Below are 17,525 nucleotides of genomic sequence, written 5' to 3'. Positions count from 1 at the left end.
TAGTTATGAAAAATGCACCTCTTTTATCCTGACATGCTTTGTACTCATTTTTGTAATTAATTCTGTCCGGCTACTTAAGTGCAATCGGTAATGATTATGTTTAAGTTTCAAAACTGATTCTAGCGTAATTTATACGAAATTACTTAAGCAGTAAAATATTGTAGTGCTATTTTTTACGCTTTATCTGAAGTGCTTAGATGCGATCGCATCAATAAAAGCTGTAAAACGAAACCTGTAACGACTGCAAAACCAAATAAGCTTAATATGATACCAAAAATACTATAAGCATTACCTAAATAATAATTCACAGCTTTATTAATTACAACTCCAACACCACCACCACCAACACTTGCCAATATCCACCAAAAAGCAGGTTGTACATGTCGCTGTAATACCCACCATTGGCACATTCCCACTGCTAAACCTGGGATAAAAAATAATCCATTTTGTGTCCCATAATTTCCGGTTAAAACACCCACGATTCCTTCAATTGTAAATCCCAAAATCGTCACTAAAAACCACCAACGTAATTTAAAACCATTTTGTCGCAGTAATAAACTTTGCATTAACCCAATTCCAATTCCGGTAATTAAACCAAATATTGCTCCACCAAATATAAAACCAATAGTCGTATTTTTAAATGCTGCACCAAGGAGGAATTCGGCTATAAAACCAGCAACAAAACCAACAAAACCCCCAATAGTTCCACCTGATGCGATCGCAATTATCCAATTAAACAAAAAGTACCATGCAAAATTACTTTTTTGGGTTACAGGAATCGATGGGTTTTGAGTAATTTGGGAAACGTTTAAAGGAGTAGCAATTGGATTAAGTCCCGCTAATATTTGTAAAATTTCCTGTGCATTTTGAGGACGGTTTATTGGTGCATCTGACATCATTTTATCGAGCAAGTTAGTAATTGTTGACGATATTTTTGATGCGTAATTATGCCAGTTGTCCTGATTCTGATTATGATTGGGCATATCATTTTCTAAACTTGGTTCGTACAGTTCGAGATGAGATATGGGAGATTTACCTGTCAGCAGAAAGGCAAAGGTACGTCCTAAAGCGAAAAAATCAGATTGTGGTACAGTGTTATTATTAATTTGTTCAGGTGGAATGTAAGCAGCAATAAATGGGATTTTTTTATTTATTCTTGGTTTAGCAAAACCTATAAGTGCTAAATTTCCGTTTTGTTTGAGTAAAATATTTGCTGGCTGAATCTGTAAATGCAATAAATTATGATTGTGGATTTGTTGCAGTATTTCTATAACTTGCTGTAACCAATTAACTGCTAATTTTTCATCTATAGAATAGTTTTCTTGTTGTTTGGACAATTCATTTAATAAAGACTTACTAGATAAGTATTTATCCAGACTTAATCCATCAAACTTTTCCATAATTAAACAATGCAAAGGTACTGTTTTATCACGAGGGAAATAAACAAAGCAACCATCAATCTCTACTTTGGGTAAACCAGGATGATTTAATTGCTTTAAAACTTCGGCTGTTTTATGAAAGTACTCAACTTCTTGAGAATTATTAGATATCAAAGTTTGCAAGTATTTTATAGTCTCATTCCCGACTTCCTTAACTTCGTATTCGCAATCTGAATTATCACTTTGATTTTTTGTAATAACTTGATATCTTCCAGCTAATAGTAATTCTGAACCGCAATTTGCACAGAAACGATTTTCTGATCTATTTTCTGGTTTATTACAATTAGGATTAATGCATAAAATCATATATTATTAGTTAATTGTTATTGGTTATTTTTTGATATCAAAAAAAAGTAATTAATCGCAGATAAATGCTGAGAAAATTTTAACTCAGCAGATTCAACGATTGACATTTATTGGTGATTGCTTATTTCAGCAATTATTCACAATACAAATGGTGATTTACGGCAAAATTTCCACTAATGTTCTTTTCTGTACAACTTCATATATTTCATCAACATCTTTATTTTTTAACGATGGACAACCCCAAGTCCAATTCTCACGTTTATCTATAATTTCATCACTTCCTTGGGGAACTCCATGAATCCCAACTTCACCACCAATAGGTAGAAAAAAGTTAATATAACCTTGTGTTTTTTCTTGCAAATGTTTCTTCCAAGATGCTGTATTTGGATAATCTAACCACATAAATTTTGACCATTTTGGATGTGGATATAAATCTTTAATCCGTAATATTCCTTCTGGAGTACGATAATCACCTTCATAGAATTTATCTCCTTGAGAATTTTTACCAAACACCACAGTATAAGATTTTATTGGCTTTTTCTTATAATAAAGTGTTAATCGATGCTGTGACTTTTCAATTAATATCGAAGTTTTACTTTTATCAATCGGTTCGTTAATTAATTTATTTAACACTTGATTATCATTTAAAAATTGACTTTCCTGAAGAGGAATATGAAATGCTGACTGCGTTCGACAACCACCAATGCACAAAACTGCTGGAATCTCTGTCAATGGAATTACATAACCAAAATGCGAAAGTAATACATACAAAAGAGGTATAGCTGATAATACTACAATTATGCGGATTAGAAAATTAACGTAGGAGTTTTTACGAAGAAAACGATAGTAACGCATACTTGGATAGGGAACAATATTTCTAGTTTAGCTATTCCGAATCTGTTTTCATAGATGCTGATATTACCTATATGTTGAATTTGATTATAAATTTTAGACTTCAAATTTTAGACTTCCAAATTAATAAATTGTTGTATACAAAAGCTTGAAAAAAATAGAATATTAGCAAAAGGATGGGGAAACCCCACCCCTACATCTGATTTACTGTGTGCTAATTATTTCACTTTTCGATATCTTATCCTTCCGTGCTGGATTTGGAGCTAATTCTGGTGGTGATGTAGTTACCACTCCCCATTCATTGACTAAACTGGTAAGAAATGTATCTTGCTGTTTGCGGAATTGGACTAAATCACCGCTAAAATTCATAATTGCAAACCAAACTGTACCCCGATTTTGCGTTGGAAATGCCCCAATTAATGCGCTAGTATTATCCAAACTACCCGACTTGACGACAGCAAGTTTGGGAATCCCACGGGGTTTAAGAACTCCTTCATCCTCTCCAATTACTGTAAACACATCTGCAACAGTCATATTTTGCTGCTGGAGGTGTTTTTCAATTGCCCGAAACATTGCGATCGCAGCACGGGGAGATATTTTGTTTTCGTATGTCAATCCCGAACCGTTGACGAGATAAATTTCATTTTGCGCTACTTCTGCTGCTGTTGCGGCTTTTTGAGCTACTACTTTACCTCCTCCAACCGAGTCTGCAAGCATTTCTGCCATTGCATTATTGCTGAAATTATTCATTTTTTTCAACAATTCGGCAAGAGGATAGGAATTGTGACGCACTAATAATTTAAAGTTAGCTGGTGGTATGGGTAAGCTTTTTACTTTACCATTGATAACTACTTGCGGTTTTGGGGTTTCTGCTGGTAATGATTTATGTGCATTGATAAATCCTGCATTCCAGGTTTGGCTATTTAATCCCATTTTCAGCAAATTACCCACCGTAGATGGGTTGCGACTGAAGTTCATGTAAAACTTACCAGTAATAATTAAATCACCTGTCACCTTCTTAATACCCATTTGATTCAGGGTATTACCCAGTGCGATCGCTTCTTCGGAAACAAAAAATGCATCTTCACCACCTTGAATGACCAAATCACCCTTAATCACACTATTTTCGATAGTTCCGGTTGTACCGATTTGCGTCACAAATACATGTTCTGCACCCAAGGTTTTTAGTGCTGCCAGGGTTGTAGCAACTTTACTAATCGAAGCAGCAGTAGTCGGGGTAGTACCAAGGTGATTTGCCAATAGTTTATCATCGGATTGAATCCAAATCCCGTGGGATTGTTGGGCAGAACCGTGGGGAGCTAAGGATTTAACATATTGTAAGACTTTTGCATTTATGATTGGATCGGGATTATCTGGTGGAACAATTAAAGGTAATTCTGGTTTTTTGACTGCTGCGATCGCATTGACTGCATTTTGATTTCCTGACTGTGAAGACGGAGAATTAAAAGATGACGGATTTAGCGAACATCCACTTACAAATCCGAGTAAAACACAAGATAGGGCAGTAGTGAAACAAAGAGGTTTGTGCATGATGATAGAGTTGGATAACTTTACAAAATCCTGCGATACTCCATAGGAGTTGCTTCGCAAGGGAGGAAAGTTAAAATAACTGTAGATATTATATATTCTCCGCGTAACTTTGCGCTTACCTCTATCTTCCTCTGCGTTTAAAAACCAAACTCCAAGCAGTTTTTAATATAACCTCAAGCGACTCTCCACATCATTGAAAAAGTCCAGATTTAATATCCAGATTTAATAATTTCAGAATAGACAAAAGCATAGGTAAAAAATATCTATCCGTCGGTAAGATAAATTTTCAAGGTTTATGCTGTAACGTCAAAACATATACTCACATCGGAATTTGTGCATATTTATGGTGCAACTATCTAGCAAATCAAATACCCAGACAGAAATCAAAGAAATTTTACGTCTTTCAATTCCCCTCGCTAGTGCCCAAATCGCCCAAGCTGCTACGGGTTTCGTTGATACCGTAATGATGGGTTGGTTAGGTCAAGAAACCCTTGCTGCGGGGGGATTAGCAGCAACCATCTTGACCACTTTATTGGTAACTGCAACGGGGGTAATTTTTGCAGTTAGTCCAGCGATCGCAGAAGCTTTTGGTGGGGGAAATCGGAAAAAAATTTCACAGATAACGGTACAGGGATTTTGGTTATGTGTTGCGATCGCAATACCTGTAATGTTCTTAATTAACTATATTAGTCCCTTAATGCTGCAATTTGGACAAAATTCCAAGGTAGTCAGTATTGCAAAAATATATTTCGATGTGATGCTGTGGGGATTTTTTCCTGCATTGACTTTTGCAATGCTCAAAAGTGTGATTTCTTCTCTTTCTCAAGTTAGACCTATTATTATTATTGTCGTTATTGGAACCCTATTTAATGCTGCTGGTAATTACGTTTTAGGATTTGGGAAATTAGGATTTCCAGTGATGGGATTATCAGGATTGGCTTTAGCAAGCGTTTTATCACAATGGTTAATGCTATTCTTTTTGATTATTTATATCTTGAAACAAACAGAACTGAGAAAATATCAACTTTTTCAAAACTTATATCAATTTGAGCCAAAAATATTACAGGAGATAGTATCGATCGGGATACCAATTGGTATTTCCTTAGCATTTGAAGTTGGTCTATTTAGCGTCACAACATATTTAATGGGATTGTTAGGAACCGATATCTTAGCAGCACATTTAATCGTCTTCCAATCGATAGCTATAATATTTATGGTTCCCTTAGGAATATCCTTTGCAACCACTATTCGCGTCGGATTTTGGAAAGGACAAAATGATGCGATCGTCTACTCACGTTGCGCTTCGCTTATCGCACTACGTCGTTCTGCTTATATAAGTATGATTCTCGGAGGGGGATTTATGATTATTATGGCGATATTTTTACTCATATTTTCCCGGCAAGTAATTAGCTTATATCTAGATATTCATAACCCAGAAAATACACGGGTAATATCTCTAGCAATTCCCATGTTTGTAGTAGCATCGATATCACAAATATTAGATGGAGTCCAAACAACTGCTGCGGGAGCATTACGAGGACTTAAGGATACTCGTATTCCCATGTTATTGAGCTTCGTCGCTTTTTGGGGATTTGGATTGGGAAGCGGTTACTTATTAGCGTTTAAATTTGGTTTGGATGGTGTCGGTTTATGGATCGGACAAGCAATTGGAGTTGCCACATCTGCGGGAGTATTTATTTGGCGTTTTCGTCAATTAGCAGCAACTAATTTTGCGAGAAAATAACGCGAATGACTAACAAGAAAATCTTCTAATTCTCCAAAAGTTGGTAGCCTTTAAATTCTTTGAAAGGCAATCTTCCACACCTAATATATAATTCTCCGCGAAACTCTGCGCTTACCTCTGTGTTTAAAAACCAAACTCCAAGCTATTTTTAGTATATGTAATTGAAAGTTCCCAGATTTTGACGAATAGTTTGAATATCTGCAATTTGAAGATTTTACTATACCGTAGTTAGAAGTAATTTCCTCAAAAACCCAGTAATCTGATATTTGGCAATTATTGACAGAACAAAAAATCTACCGAACAAATAAGGAAAAATACCCGTGGTTCCAATTCGCGATGATAATCCGATTACAATTACACCATATGTAACTTTTGGACTAATTGCAATTAATGTACTTGCTTTTATTTACGAATCGACTCTCCCACCTCAATATTTAAACGGATTCATGCATTTGTTTGCTGTTGTACCACGAGAACTTAGCTTGAGTTTCACTGGTGTCACAGTCAATCAACCAGTACCAGAATGGGCAACATTAATTACTGCCCAATTTCTGCATGGTGGATTATTGCACTTGGGGGGAAATATGCTGTTTCTGTGGATTTTTGGTAATAACGTCGAAGAAAAACTCGGTCATATCAAGTATGTAATTTTCTACTTAGGTTGCGGTATTCTCGCATCATTAACACAGTGGTATTTTGCCCAAGGTTCAAACCTTCCCAACTTAGGTGCAAGTGGTGCGATCGCAGGTGTAATGGGTGCATATATCTTGCGTTTTCCCCAAGCTGAAATTCTCGGTGTTGTTCCTTTAGGCATATTTTTCCCTACTTTCCGCGTTCCTGCCTATTTCTTTCTCGGATTTTGGTTTATCCAGCAAGCATTTTATGGTGTCGCAAGTTTGGAAACACCGACAAATATCGGCATGGAAAACGGTGGAATTGCTTATTGGGCACATGCAGGTGGTTTCCTGTTTGGGGCAATCCTTGGTCCTTTATTAGGTTTATTTAGCGATAAAAAGCCAGAGGAAGAGTATAGGATATAGGGCATTGAGACTAGGGAAAACCAAAAAAATAAATAACCTGTCCAAAATTGTAGGGGCGGGGTCTCCCCGCCCTTGCTAGAGCATCCGCAACCTTGCCACAGTCTCCCCATCCTTGTATTTATTCATACGATTGATAGTTCCTAAGTTGGAATATTTTATTTTCTGGAAATCCCTTAACCACTAACTCTTTCCTAGTACGAGTTTCTCAAGTTATATTGCTATAAGTAATATTAGGAAAAACAACCTGTGTTTCCGTTATACGATGAAAATCCCACACGAATCACTCCATACCTGACTTACGGGCTGATTGGGATGAATGTTTTGATTTTCTTGCACGAACTTAGTTTAGGTAAGCAAATCGAGCCATTTTTCCAAATGTATGCTGTGATACCTAGTGAGTTGAAAAATAATTTTGCTGGTGAGTGGACAACTCTATTCACTTCGCAGTTTTTGCATGGTGGTTGGTGGCATTTGCTGTCGAATATGTTGTATCTATGGGTTTTTGGTAACAATATCGAAGACCGTATGGGACATTTTAAATATTTAGCATTCTATTTAAGTTGCGGTGCTTTAGCTGCACTTTGCCAGTGTTTAATTGATTTTAATTCTACAGTTCCTTCTTTGGGTGCTAGTGGGGCGATATCAGGAATTTTGGGTGCATATCTCATCCGCTTTCCCCACGCAAAGGTTATGACTTTAGCATTTTTGTTTTTCTTTGTGACAACTTTTCGAGTCCCTGCATTAGTTATAATTGGGCTTTTTGTTGTGCAAAATGTGGTGTCGGGTTTGGCTAGTTTGCAAGCAGCAGCGAATATGAGCGTTGAAAGTGGTGGTGTTGCTTACTGGGCACATATTGGTGGATTTGTATTTGGTATTATTCTTGGTCCAGTTTTTGGGCTATTCAATAGGGATGAGTAATTAGGAATTGGGAATTGGGAATTACTGTCAGAATAGCGATTTTCAGTTGGCTTAAATATGGTTTGTAATCAAAAATACTGTAGGGGCAAACGGTTGTTTGCCCTGTTTTTTATTGCTTAAAGCTTTATTTATTTCTTTTGCCTTTTGCCTTTTGCCTTTTACTTTTTACTTTTACCATTTGCAGAAACTTTATCCCCTTCCTCAACTTCCTCCTCGACAGTCTGAAGTGGTGCGACAATAATATCTGCACCATTAACGATCGCACCCAATAAGTTCATATCTGACTCTAATAATTGGTCAACAGCTTCGCCAAATACACTTTCTTGAGTATAACTGGGTCGTGCCACCAAAATCATCCCATCGCTGTATGGCTGAATCAATAAGGGGTCATTTGATAATCCTAAGGGACTAGTATCTAAAATCACAAAATCAAAGCGCTGTCTTGCATCTTCCATAAGTCGGCGAATTTCGCTTGATTCAATGATTGCTGCGGAATTTCGTACTGGACCAGGGCTAGGTACAATGTATAAATTTTCGATTTGCGGAACGAGACGAATACATTCGCTCGGACTGTTGTAATAACGCAATGGTTCACTTATTGCGTCGGAGTCCACCGTTACACCTAAGGATTGACAGTAAGAAGGCGATCGCAAGTCAGTTTCAATAATCAAAGTGCGTCTGCCAGCACGGGCTGATGCAATTCCTAAATTATATGCGCTGGTGGTTTTTCCTTCCAAACTTCCCGTACTAGTTATTAATATTACTTTTAATTTATTACCGCCAATGCGACGCAAGTTACTGCGGAATTTTTCATAATACTCTAAATATGCGGAGTCTGGAGAAAGAATTACTGGTAATTCACCATTTTTCAGGTCATCTACTGGTAATAAAGGTATCTCTCCGTATAGAGTGACATCTTTTTGCTTCAAATTATCGCGAATATTCTCTTTGGTTTTGAAAGTACCTTCGAGGGAGCCTAAGAGAAATATAACACCACCACCAACGACAAGACCGAAGAATCCACCTGCACCTAAGGCTATGGGGACACTTTTCGGTTTGACTTCTGGGGCAATGACGCGAGGTGGTCTAGCAATGCTCAAACTGCTGACGGTTTCTGCTTCGGCGGTTTTTGCATCGGTGATTTTGATTTGCATTTGGTCGTAAACAGATTTTTTGAGGAGTATCTGCTGTTCGAGACGACTTCTTTCTAGTTGTTTATTGGGGATGAGGGAATATTCTTTGCGAAGTCGCGCTTCTTGGCGAATTTCGTTATTAAATTGTTGGATTAGGGTATCGCGTTGGGTTTGTAGTGCGACTAATTGGTTTGCCAGTTCTTGACGTGCGGGGTCTAAGTTGCTGCGGGCGCGGAGTGCTGATACAGTTCCTGGTAGGGGTGCAGTATTCCCACCACCACTGACAACTTCATTAGCACGCTGGCGAAAGAGTTTTTCAGAAGCTTCTTTTTGCCGCGCCAATTGTATCATTGTTGGGTGTTGGGGACGCAAGTCTTTTTTGAGGACTTCGATTTGGGAATCGACCTGAAAAATTTGCGATCGCAGGCTGTTTAAAATTGGATCTGCACTCAATGCCGAAGAAACATAGGCATCGGTTGGATTTAAGCCTAATTTACCCTGCAAGCTACCAAGTTGGGCATCAATCCCAATCAAGGTTTGTTGCAATCCCCTTTGCTGATTTTGACTCGTGGTGACAGCAGTTAATAAACTACCATTTTCTGCCGCTAAAATTGCTGGACGTTCGACTCTATCATATGCTTCCAGCTTCCTTTCCGCCGCTTCGAGTTCTTTTTTTGCCTGGGGTAGCCTTTCGCTAATTTTACTAATAATAGATTTTAATTGACCTGTATTGCGATCGCCACTCAGCTTAACTGCTGCTTGCATCAAAGTTTGCAACACTTCTGCGGCTCGCTTTTGGTCGTTATCTTGATACTTAAGTTCAATAATATTAGATTCTAACTCTCCCGTTTTTGACTTTTTGGGAAACTCAATTGCGATCGCTCCTACCAATTGCTTTGGCTTGAGTCTTGTTTTCTCGACTATTGCCCGCACAACTGGTTCAGAAAGCAAATCCTCCTGATTTAAGGTTTGCCCTTTTTGCTGAATCTCGCTGCCAATCGTTGAAAAAGAAATTGCTGGAGCAGTATAAGCTAGCGCTGCATCTCCTTGATACTTAACAGCTGGTTCCGGTTGTATTGCCACCACTGTTGAACCCGCGACAACTAACGCGAAGCTAGCTAATCCAATCCACTTGTATTTTTCAAATGCAATAAGATAGCTTTTAACAATCGGTGGTGCCATTTTTTTCGGAGTGAATTCTGAGTATTAATTGCTGAAAAATGGAAGAAAGGAATTACTTACTTTCCCCTAGTTCCTATCTACCTGTACCACCGCCTAAAGTTTCAAAGAAACGAATAAACGATTGTACGTCAAAAAATGGTCTGGTAATCGTACCCAGGACGTTAGTAATCTTACCAAGTAAGTTTCGACCTACCACAATAACATCATTATCTTGTAGTGGCACGTTTTGCGTTGTATCCCCTTGTAGTGCCTTTTTGGCATCAAGTCGCTGCGTCACAGCTTTCCCTCTTTCCTGGTCAAACCTAATTAAAGCGATGTCACGAAGATTGGCATTGTCTGGATTAATTCCCGCGATCGCATCGACAAAGCTACTACCATTTGGTAATGCTTGAGTCACTAAACCACCACCCGAATAGTTAAGGACACGGACTCGAATTTGCGGCACAGCTAGGGAAGAACGAGCGACTAAATTGCGATCGTAACCGTCATCTGTACCAACTTCTCGACGTGGTACAACAATGGCATCACCATCCTGTAAGCGCAAATTAGGTAGGGAACCACCACTTTGTAATGATGCATATAAATTCAGGTTCTGAGATATTACTGTGCCATCAACCAATCTTCTTCGTACCTCCACCTGCCGTAAATCAGCCATCATTGTCGAACCTCCCCCAGACAATAAAGCATCCGTAATTCGAGGTGTCCCCGAACCTACAGGATAAATTCCCGGTCGAAAAACCTCACCACTGATGGTAATTTGTACGGGACGAGGTGCCGCAAGTGATAAGTTAACAACAGGGTCCACGAGGATTTTACTCAATCCCAAGCGCACTTTCTCTTGGGCTTCCTCCAAGGTCAAACCATTCACAGAAACTGTTCCCAACTGCGGTACAGTAATATTCCCTTCCGGACTTATCTGGGACTGAAAACTTTGGTCGGGACGCTGGCTGGCTAAAGATAATGCGACTATGGGTTGAACCACATAGCGATCGTACCCGACACGGATTCTTTCCTGTGCTTCTTGTAACGATAGATTCTGCAATCGCACCGTCCCCAGCAAAGGGACTACGATATTACCTTCGGGATTAATTTGAGCTTGAAAACTCAATTCCGGAAAACGCTGTACCGCAATGCTTATAGCATCTCCCTGCCCTAAACGAAAGCGACCAGGGGGACGCTGAATCAATATACTGACTCCATCTCCTGGTCCCAAATAGTACCGATTAAACTGGGGGGAAACCCCATTATTAAAATCTAGTGGTGTAAATTCAACGCTAGATGGCGGTTTCGGGGGTTGTAGAGGTGATTCTGTTGTTTCCTGAACGGGTGGTGTTTGAGGAAACTGATTATTATTCTGAGCAAAAGCTGGTTGAGCTAATGTCGTAAAGAATACACCAGCCTGAAGACTAGCAAAACACAAAGCGCGGAATGCAAACATGTTCCAAATCTGAGCCATAAACATTGGTGCAATATTGGTATAACATTGGGTTTTCTAGAACAAACTATAACTTTGGCAGTACCGAGAGGCTATTCTACTCTCCAAATATATAAAGTGTCCCCTTTCTTTGAATAAATGTTTGTTGTAGGGCATCTTTCAATAGGGTTCAGTTAAGGATTTTTCATCATAATTTTGGGCATGTAGAGACGTTGCAGTGCAACGTCTCTACTGGGTTCAAATCTCAATCGATTTGTCTTATCTGAACGTTATAAAATACCAGAAATTAAGCGAGTCTGTATTGTTTCCCCTAAAGATTTGGCTTCTTCCCAACTCTTATCTACCTGTCCCAATTGCTCCATTGGTATGGCAATATTCACCGCAACCCAAGCTGCACGATGTTTCTGCCACTGTGCTGATTGATCGGCTAAAAACCAATTTAATTGGGATGGATCACCACCATTTGCCCAAGCGTACCATTGCAAAACAGCGAAGGATTGTTGTTTGGTGGAACCTCGGAAAAACGTTGCTTTGACTTTGATATCACTGATATCACTCTTGGTTGGAGAAGTTGGTAATGCTTTGACAGTAAATTCCACATCCCGTTCTTGAGCTATTTCCCATTGCCAAAAACTTTTAACCTCCATCCATTCAACTTGAGGTTGATCCATTGGACCATTTTGTGGCAGCATCAATAAAATTACTTTTTTATCTGAAGCTTCTTTTTGAATAGTTTGCAAAGACCATTTGCGATCGCCTACAGTTTTCTCTTGTTGTTCGACTGTTTGCCATCCCGGTAGAGTCAAACCAACTTTACGTATTTGTTTTAATTCTTTGAGAGTCGGAATTGGTGGGGGTTGCTTCCATTGCCATTTCCCTGTTAGATATCCCGGTACAGTTCCAATAAATAGCAGTAGTATTAGTAATAATAGTGCAATCAGTTGTGGATACTGGTATTCCTTTGCAAGCTTAGATAAGGAAATCATCGATAAATATTTAGATTATTTAAGTATAAATTATAGCTTCTGATTGCTGTTCTGAGTTCAGTGAGAGCGCTGAAAAACGAACGTGGGACAATAATAAATCTAAATTTAAATATAAATCTAATGTCTGACTTCTACAGATGTCCCGATTTTGATTTGCTTGTACAACATTCGTACATCAGGATTACGCATTCGCAAACAACCATGAGATACTGGACTTCCAACTAGAGTATCATCAGGGGTTCCGTGAAAACCAATTTCACCATCTTGACCGGACATAAAACCAATCCAGCGATCGCCTAATGGACTATCTTCCCCTGGGGGGAAAACTTTTCCTGTAATGGGATGTCGCCAAATAGGATCGTGTTGTATGTGAAAAACTTGAAACGAACCTGTAGGTGTTTCCCAACCTTTTTTACCAATTCCTGTTGGGTAACTTGCAATTACTTCACCCATTCGGTAAACATATACACGGCGATCGCTCAAATCTACCAATAATCGCGACTCTTTTGATATATTGCTGGTTTTAGAATTTAAAGATGACTGTTGTGGGGATGAAGCCCTGGCTGTATCGTTTCCATTAGTACTTGCTCGATCCAATTGCAAGAATTTGGCAAGTTTATCTGTAATTGAAGCGTCGTTTTTTGTTGGATTTTGAGCTTTTACATCTTGGGATTGAAATTTTTTAGTGTTTGAACCTTCAGCTTTGGAATACCCAGCTTTTTTGGATGATGATACTGGTTCGATTGAGCTAGTGGAACTAGAAGCATACAAACGTACAGCTATGGTCAATAAGGCTGTACCAAAGCAGAGTAACATAACTATACGCGCTAGAGATTCATTTCTCGCCATTGCCATCGCCCCTCCAGGTTCAACATACCCATAATAGATATCTTAGGTCATGTGCCTATATCAAGGCTGATGTTAAATACACCAAGATATTTCCTCACTAAGGCTTTTTTTATTTTTTGACCCAATTATACGCTGTCGCTTTATTCTTATCGCCACAAAGTAGGTTAGCAAGGCGTTAACCTTATTGCTTTTTACCTCATCATCAAAAATTCATCAAGTTTTCTCTATTTCCTTATGAATATTCTAATGCTAATGGGCACACTAGGCTTAAGGCAGCTAAACTTTTTGTCCCATCTGTAAAGCTTCCGATCGAAATTGTTATCCCCAGGAACACAATTGCTGTAGAAAACAATCTTTATTGATGGTGTGGGTGAGGTAAAATTATGTTTGAAAAATTAATTCTTGCGATCGCAATTACATTTTCCCTTAATCTGTGTTTGCACATTCGCGAACCCAGCAGAAACAATTCGCAAATAACCGTTCAAAAACAGCCGAATTCAGCATCTCCGACAATTTTGGTCAAGAACTTTGGTAGGAAGGATTAGAAAATTGGGTAAAAATGCAATTTCTCACTTATTGTAGAGACACTCCAGGTGTCTCTATTCTTATTGTCCTGTGCCCTCTGCTGCACTCAAATAAGTGACATCTCAGTATTTTAAAATTTATTTTTTAGCGAAAAAATATTATCCAACAAAGCGAAATCAGCTAATAGCAATATTTTAGTGTCCATGATTTAACAGTATTTATATACCTCGGTGTTCCAGTAGAAAATCCGTCACTACCTCAAGGAACTTATGACTGATTAGCATGTCTAATAGATAGGGATGTTAAAAAGCCAGTACGATCTATGAGTCAATCGATTACTGTATCCTGGTCAACAATAGACACCAGGCTTCCGGAAAACAAGGAAGTGCAAGCTGATAAGCTCTCAAACCACGACTTAATTTTACGTTGTCAAGTTGGGCTTCGTCCCGATTGTGCTGCGTTTGAAGAATTAATGCGTCGTTATCAGACTCAGGTTGACAGAGTTTTATATCACTTAGCTCCTGACTGGGCTGATCGAGCCGACTTGGCTCAAGAAGTTTGGATTCGAGTTTTCCGGAATATTAGCAAGTTACAAGAGCCGTCGAAATTTCGAGGCTGGTTAAGTCGTATTGCTACTAACTTGTTTTACGACGAGTTACGGAAGCGTAAACGGGTTGTCAGTCCTTTGTCCCTCGATGCCCCCCGCACGTTAGACGACGGCGAAATGGATTGGGAAATTGCTGGGGATACCCCAGGACCAGAAGAAGAACTAACTACTCGCGAGTTTTACGAGCAACTACGCGAAGCGATCGCAGACCTACCCGAAGTATTCCGTACTACCATTGTCCTCAGAGAAATCGAAGGCATGGCATACGAGGAAATCGCCGAAATTACAGGCGTATCTTTAGGTACAGTTAAATCCCGTATCGCCCGTGCTAGAACCAGGTTGCAATCTCAATTGCAAAGCTACCTCGATTCATAGCTTGCGTCAGTTCTAATGCTTGATGCATAAGTTAGATTAAAATGCAATTGAATTAATAATTGAATTTTAAAATTCAGTTATATTCAGCTATAAAAATACAAAACTTAATCGAGTGCTTCTGCCAAAAAAAATAACCGCAATTTCTCACCTTTGTCCGTTCTGTTTACCCGTACATGAATTGGTAATAGTGTTAAGATGAATACTAATTCGGAATTTAACGACCGTTCTAAATCGCAGCCTTCCGAAAAAAGGCTCGACAGAAGTGTTGTAGAGCATACCAATGATTTTACGGGTGCTATGGATATGGTGAAGCGCGATCGCTTCGAGTTATTAAGTGCTTACCTCGATGGTGAGGTAACAGCAAGTGAACGCAAACAGGTTGAACAATTACTGGTGGCAGACCCATCGGTTCAAAAATTGTACAACAGATTGCTGAAACTAAGGCAAGGATTGCGGACTCTCCCGATTCCGCAACCAGAACAGCCTCTGGAAAAAACTGTAGAGAAAGTTTTAGAACGGTTACAACGTCGGCGTTTAAGATTAGTTGCTTTGTTTGGTGGAACTGCGATCGCAGCTTGTGTTCTCGGTGCAGTTTCAGGTTTGTTTAATGGTGAAAGCGGTACTGTGCAATTTGCACAACAACCAACTCAACCAGCTAACGAACAAATTAAACAAAACCCTGCTCAAGCAAACGTAGTTAGTTCACCTTTAATGGTTGCAATTAACAATCCAGTAATTCCAATTCCTAAAACGGAAAAACTGGAGCCAAGCAACCAAAACAAACGGGGAACATCAGAACCCAACAACAATCTTAATTAATTGAGTATTTGATTGAATTAATTAAGGTAGCTTAATTAATTCAACTAAAAAATTGCTCAATACTAATATTATTTCCACTCCACCAACCATTATTTTTTGGAATTCCTTTGAATCGGTAAACCTGGTTTTCTGACATTAGGTAAACCCATGCAATACTCAAGTTTACTTTCCCTGAGAGTACTTGATTGCTAGATTCTTGGTTGAGTGATGGAACTTCTATTTTACTTTCTAATGTAAAAATTTCGATCTGCTCCCGATTATAGAGGTTTTCTGAATTGTGCCTTGAAGGATGATAATCTTCCAACTCGTCAAGTTCATTTAAAGCCTCTGTGTGAGCGAATGTAAGGAGATAGCCATAAACTTGGTTGTCTCCTTTTATCATAGCTGGATATTCCTGGGGTAATGCGAATAATTGACCCAATGCATAAGCTGGTTTGGCATTTAGAACCTTGCCATTGCAATATTTAGGGTAATTTGCCTCACCAGGTTTGAGCGTGCCGTAGACAAAGACTTTGACCACAAATAATTAATCCTCAATTCATAACCACTATATTTTGGCAGCAATCCAGAATTATTTTATTGTAGGTTGGGTGGAGGTGCATGAGAGATATTTGTAGCGAATTGAGAAATATATATCTTCACCGTAACCCAACATTTTATTTAATATTTGAAGAGTTAGTTTTAAGTGGTGAGTTTTGTATTTGGTTGTTTAAATAATTTCTGTTTTTCTCATATCATGTGTTGGGTTTCACCCAACCTACGGGAGATTGCGATCGTACTGAAATAATTTGACAACGAAATTTAAAATCTATTCAGTTGTGAAATGAATTAAATTTTTAGTATATGAAAAATTATTTGCTAAATGAGTTGTAATTGGTAACTTTGTTGGCTCAAAAAGGTTGGCAGAATAGGCTTTTGTTAACCAATAAATTTCTTCAGTTATTCTTGTAATATCCTTGTCTCCATAAACCTTTTTTATCTTGAGAGGGCTAGGAGCAGTTTTCGTTTTTAAAGATTGGTCATTAGTAATTAAATATGATATGTCGTTGGGTTGAGGAGATTGATTTGTGTCTTTAATAAAAATATAGTATCCCGAAAAACCGTCTAAATAGTTAGTTTTACCTTGACTTATCGAATAAAAACCTATTAAGGGAACACCACTCTTTGTAACTTCAACTAAATTATATTTTTTTATCCCTAGTTCTCTCATGACTAGATGATAATCATCTATATTTTCTTGATATACACCATCTCTATGGACAGTAATACATATATCATTATTTAATGATTTATTTAATATATTTTGAAACCCTTTAATTAATTCACTGTAAGGAATTGTTTCATTAAGTGGTAAATTCTTTCTCTGATAAGGTTTAGTTAATAAACAACCATGATTATCTATAGCAGTTAAAGTTAAGTTAGTAGAACCATGTTGATGATTATGACCTAAGTCAATCCCTATAAATATATGACTTTTATCGTGGCTGTCAATGCAATCTATTTTCCAAGGTATAGCTTTATTATATAGTCCTAATTTTAAGAGACAATTGGCAAGAGTATTTTCCTGAAAAGTATTAATAATTTCAAATTTTAAAATTTGAAGATGTGCTTTTAGTGCTTCTATTATTTTTGCATTAACCTCTTCTATTTGTGTATCCTTGGAGTTAATTAAATGAACTATATAGCTACATTTTTCTTTTTCTTGTTCTAAAATGGTTTTAAATAATTCTTCATTAAAATCATGATAATTAAATATAATGACAT

15 protein-coding genes are annotated in these 17,525 nt (G+C 38.1%); 6 read left to right on the top strand and 9 right to left on the bottom strand.

From position 1 onward, the window contains the following. Positions 1-173 precede the first annotated feature (173 nt). From CK510_RS11095 to CK510_RS11085, 3 genes are all read right to left on the bottom strand, one after another. Entirely contained in the window at positions 174-1,745 is a 1,572-nt protein-coding gene (locus tag CK510_RS11095; protein ID WP_095721765.1) for a serine/threonine protein kinase, read from the bottom strand. Between the two features lie 156 nt (positions 1,746-1,901). Beyond that, positions 1,902-2,477 (bottom strand): L,D-transpeptidase family protein, encoded by a 576-nt coding sequence (locus CK510_RS11090; RefSeq protein ID WP_245912048.1) that lies wholly within the window; start codon positions 2,475-2,477, stop codon positions 1,902-1,904. A gap of 324 nt (positions 2,478-2,801) precedes the next feature. Beyond that, the gene (locus CK510_RS11085; RefSeq protein WP_095721763.1) at positions 2,802-4,148 is read right to left on the bottom strand and encodes a D-alanyl-D-alanine carboxypeptidase; all 1,347 of its coding nucleotides are present in this window, start codon (positions 4,146-4,148) and stop codon (positions 2,802-2,804) included. A 343-nt stretch (positions 4,149-4,491) separates the two neighbouring features. On the opposite strand from CK510_RS11085, the gene CK510_RS11080 reads away from it, so the two are divergent. From CK510_RS11080 to CK510_RS11070, 3 genes are all read left to right on the top strand, one after another. Continuing rightward, positions 4,492-5,892: an MATE family efflux transporter gene (locus CK510_RS11080; RefSeq protein ID WP_095721762.1), complete on the top strand. Its 1,401-nt coding sequence runs from the start codon at positions 4,492-4,494 to the stop codon at positions 5,890-5,892. A gap of 320 nt (positions 5,893-6,212) precedes the next feature. Further along, a complete protein-coding gene (locus CK510_RS11075; protein ID WP_095721761.1) occupies positions 6,213-6,932 on the top strand; it encodes a rhomboid family intramembrane serine protease in 720 nt (239 codons plus the stop codon). A gap of 246 nt (positions 6,933-7,178) precedes the next feature. After that, the gene (locus tag CK510_RS11070) at positions 7,179-7,850 is read left to right on the top strand and encodes a rhomboid family intramembrane serine protease (RefSeq protein WP_095721760.1); all 672 of its coding nucleotides are present in this window, start codon (positions 7,179-7,181) and stop codon (positions 7,848-7,850) included. Between the two features lie 158 nt (positions 7,851-8,008). On the opposite strand, the gene CK510_RS11065 is transcribed toward CK510_RS11070, so the two are convergent. From CK510_RS11065 to CK510_RS11050, 4 genes are all read right to left on the bottom strand, one after another. Then, positions 8,009-10,165: a GumC family protein gene (locus CK510_RS11065; protein ID WP_095721759.1), complete on the bottom strand. Its 2,157-nt coding sequence runs from the start codon at positions 10,163-10,165 to the stop codon at positions 8,009-8,011. A 73-nt stretch (positions 10,166-10,238) separates the two neighbouring features. Then, complete coding sequence (locus tag CK510_RS11060; RefSeq protein WP_211293162.1) at positions 10,239-11,627, bottom strand: polysaccharide biosynthesis/export family protein; 1,389 nt, start codon at positions 11,625-11,627, stop codon at positions 10,239-10,241. Between the two features lie 242 nt (positions 11,628-11,869). After that, a complete protein-coding gene (locus CK510_RS11055; RefSeq protein ID WP_095721758.1) occupies positions 11,870-12,586 on the bottom strand; it encodes a cyanoexosortase B system-associated protein in 717 nt (238 codons plus the stop codon). A gap of 117 nt (positions 12,587-12,703) precedes the next feature. Next, positions 12,704-13,441 carry a L,D-transpeptidase gene (locus CK510_RS11050; RefSeq protein ID WP_095721757.1) on the bottom strand — a complete coding sequence of 246 codons (738 nt, stop codon included), beginning with the start codon at positions 13,439-13,441 and terminating at the stop codon, positions 12,704-12,706. 377 nt (positions 13,442-13,818) lie between these two features. On the opposite strand from CK510_RS11050, the gene CK510_RS32340 reads away from it, so the two are divergent. The 3 genes from CK510_RS32340 (at position 13,819) to CK510_RS11040 (ending at position 15,761) form a co-directional block, all read left to right on the top strand. Next, positions 13,819-13,980 carry a QAALIT motif small membrane protein gene (locus CK510_RS32340; protein ID WP_169927014.1) on the top strand — a complete coding sequence of 54 codons (162 nt, stop codon included), beginning with the start codon at positions 13,819-13,821 and terminating at the stop codon, positions 13,978-13,980. A gap of 302 nt (positions 13,981-14,282) precedes the next feature. Next, entirely contained in the window at positions 14,283-14,942 is a 660-nt protein-coding gene (gene sigG / locus CK510_RS11045) for an RNA polymerase sigma factor SigG (RefSeq protein WP_095721756.1), read from the top strand. Between the two features lie 195 nt (positions 14,943-15,137). Further along, positions 15,138-15,761, top strand: a complete 624-nt coding sequence (locus tag CK510_RS11040) for an anti-sigma factor (protein WP_211293161.1) — start codon at positions 15,138-15,140, stop codon at positions 15,759-15,761. A 40-nt stretch (positions 15,762-15,801) separates the two neighbouring features. Here the strand turns inward: CK510_RS11040 and CK510_RS11035 are convergent, their stop codons facing one another. Together CK510_RS11035 and CK510_RS11030 are read right to left on the bottom strand one after the other, a co-directional pair. Continuing rightward, on the bottom strand, positions 15,802-16,281 hold the full coding sequence (locus CK510_RS11035) for a gamma-glutamylcyclotransferase family protein (RefSeq protein WP_095721755.1): 480 nt from the start codon (positions 16,279-16,281) through the stop codon (positions 15,802-15,804). Between the two features lie 288 nt (positions 16,282-16,569). Beyond that, the coding region (locus tag CK510_RS11030) for a Piwi domain-containing protein (protein WP_143289273.1) at positions 16,570-17,525 on the bottom strand (956 nt) is incomplete at its 5' end.

Source organism: Brunnivagina elsteri CCALA 953 (genome assembly GCF_002289455.1).
GTDB lineage: Bacteria > Cyanobacteriota > Cyanobacteriia > Cyanobacteriales > Nostocaceae > Brunnivagina > Brunnivagina elsteri.
The sequence above is the reverse complement of the archived record's forward strand: the minus strand, read 5'-3'. Positions and strand labels throughout refer to the sequence as shown.